Origin of the sequence: Planktothrix sp. FACHB-1355 (genome assembly GCF_014748295.1) — a bacterium.
Classification (GTDB): Bacteria; Cyanobacteriota; Cyanobacteriia; order Cyanobacteriales; family Aerosakkonemataceae; genus Aerosakkonema; species Aerosakkonema funiforme_A.
Genome location: NZ_JACJUP010001071.1, coordinates 1 through 2,436 on the forward strand (window position 1 = coordinate 1; position 2,436 = coordinate 2,436).

The window sequence follows — 2,436 nt, forward strand, 5'->3', positions numbered from 1 at the left end:
TTTTCTGCCCGATGTTCAATGCCCCATTAGCCAGATATTCCAATTCTGATACCACTCGTTCCAATTCGTCAATCAGAGGCGATGACCAAACTTTGCGAAATGCCTCCACTAAAGCGCGATAATACCAAAGAGTACCTTCCCTACCTCCGTAGAAGCGCCCCCACACTGACTCGCCCAATATTCGATAATCTTTCAAAATTGACCGGGCATTATACAGTTTATCGGATGCCGAGACTAATAACACCGATCGCTCAGCTGTGGGAATGTGGGCAATATAATCCTCTTTGCGCTGTCGCCAAGGGGGTTTGGGCGTGGTGTCGGCGTCTGTGCAACCATCCACAATTTCAGTTACCGTATCTCCAAAACGGCGACGAATTTCTTCTCGCGTGGCAGCACCGCCTTGGTCTTCAATGGCATCGTGGAGTAAAGCGGAAATGGCTTCATCTTCATTCGCCCCATATTCCAAGGCTATGCTGGCGACACCCAGCAAATGGGAAATGTAAGGAACGCCGCTGCCTTTGCGGACTTGGTTGGCGTGCAGTTCGGTGGCAAAAACGAGTGCTTCTGTGAAGCGTTCGGAAAGAACCATTGCAATTTTTTGTTTGATTTTCGATCGATTCTACCTTACTAATTCGACAATTAACAATAGCAAATATTATTAAATAGATGACAATCTCTAAATCGAAAAATTTTGCTATTAAACAGAAGATATAAACTGATGCAGAAGCTGTCAGCAATAGCAATAGAATTACTATCAAAATCAGCCCCGACATCGATTTGGCTCTAGCTCTGCGTCTGAAACGATAGTATAAGGTGTAGGCGTTGTCGATTTCTAAACTAACGATGTCAGGAAATACCCTTGGCTTGAGCGCTCAATTCTATAATTACCTGTTATCTGCCTCTTTACGGGAGCCGGATATTCTGCGCCGTCTGCGAGAAGAAACTGCCAATCATCCTGGTGCCGCAATGCAGGTTGCGCCAGAACAAGGTCAGTTTTTAGCGCTATTAGTGCAATTGATGGGAGCGAAGAAAACGCTGGAAGTGGGCGTTTTTACTGGTTATAGCTCGCTTTCTGTGGCTTTGGCACTACCTCCAGATGGCAAGATTGTTGCTTGCGATATTAGCGCGGAACACACATCAATCGCTCGTCGCTATTGGCAGCAAGCTGGGGTGGCGGATAAGATCGATCTGCGAGTAGCACCTGCGCTGGATACCTTGGATCGTTTATTAGCAGATGGACAGGCATCTACGTTTGATTTTGCGTTCATCGATGCGGACAAGGCAAATTATGAGAATTATTATGAGCGATCGCTCCAACTTGTTCGTCCCGGTGGTTTGATTGCAGTTGATAATGTCTTGTGGTACGGACGAGTTGCCTATCCTCAAGATCCAGATAAAATTACGCAGATTATGCGAGCTTACAATGAAAAATTGCATCGGGACGAACGAGTTTTCCTCAGTGTCGTTCCCATCGGCGATGGATTGAGCTTAGCGCTGAAGCGATGAGGCGATCGAACGCTCGCGATCGCCTCATCCCCTATTAGCATGATGTGGATAGCGCGGATATAGACATACAAAATAATCCGCGCTCATCTGTGTATTCTCCCACAGGCTAACTTCAAATCTCTTAATTATTGGTAATATTGTTGCTCGATCCAAATCCGCATTTCCGTGTCGGAAGAGGCAGAAACATGACGACCTGTAACCGGATCGTAAGCGTGCCATTCGCTATTACCAGAGCGATCGCTCTTATGCCAAACTTGCAGCTCGTTTCCATTCACAATAACTTTCAGCAGAGCCTGCCAAATTTTGTTAAGAAATAAGAATTTTTTGGGAGTAGCTTCTTTCAGTTCGCTCTCCGTATTATCCCTTAAGTAGTTTTGTCGATCGTGGAAAAAAGGTGTAGCTAATTTCATACAAATCTCCCTATAAGTAAGACTAAGTTTATTAGCTTAATTTCACTCTAACCTTGTTGCAATTAAACAACCATACAGAACTTGCATAGCTTGTATGAATAAAATCGATAGATAGAGGGTAAAATAATTTTGCGGCTTTTGCGAAGATGCAAACCCCTTGCACAACCTTTATGAATGAAGGCAATAGAAGCAATATTAAGCTTTCCCAGCTTCGTGTGTTAGTTGCGGTAGCAGACTGCGGCAACTTCAGCGCAGCAGCGCTGCATATGGAGATGTCCCAGTCGGCAGTCAGTCATGCGATCGCTTCCCTGGAGGAAGATTTAGGTGTGGTGTTACTTTCCAGGGGGCGTCACGGGGCCCATCTCACCCCTGTTGGCGATCGCATCACAGCTCATGCACGTAAAGTGCTACAGCTTTTGGAAGCGATCGGCAAAGAAGCTAACTTAGAAAAAGGCTTAGAAGGCGGTAGCCTGCGAATCGCCTGTTTTCGTAGCGTCGCAACTCACATCCTACCAACAGC

Annotated in this window: 4 protein-coding genes; 2 read left to right on the forward strand and 2 right to left on the reverse strand. The window is 45.9% G+C overall.

Annotated features, from left to right (window positions below; translation table 11 throughout):
• Positions 1-589, reverse strand: a 589-nt coding sequence (locus H6S82_RS29095) for an HD domain-containing protein (protein ID WP_191057165.1), incomplete at its 3' end; no start/stop codon positions are given.
• 254 nt (positions 590-843) lie between these two features.
• On the opposite strand from H6S82_RS29095, the gene H6S82_RS29100 reads away from it, so the two are divergent.
• Entirely contained in the window at positions 844-1,506 is a 663-nt protein-coding gene (locus H6S82_RS29100; RefSeq protein ID WP_190464564.1) for a class I SAM-dependent methyltransferase, read from the forward strand.
• A gap of 125 nt (positions 1,507-1,631) precedes the next feature.
• Here H6S82_RS29100 and H6S82_RS29105 read toward each other — a convergent pair whose 3' ends face one another.
• A complete protein-coding gene (locus tag H6S82_RS29105; protein ID WP_199315261.1) occupies positions 1,632-1,916 on the reverse strand; it encodes a hypothetical protein in 285 nt (94 codons plus the stop codon).
• Positions 1,917-2,086: 170 nt separating this feature from the next.
• Between H6S82_RS29105 and H6S82_RS29110 the strand changes: the two genes are divergently transcribed.
• A partial coding sequence (locus H6S82_RS29110; protein WP_191057166.1) for a LysR family transcriptional regulator occupies positions 2,087-2,436 on the forward strand: 350 nt, incomplete at its 3' end.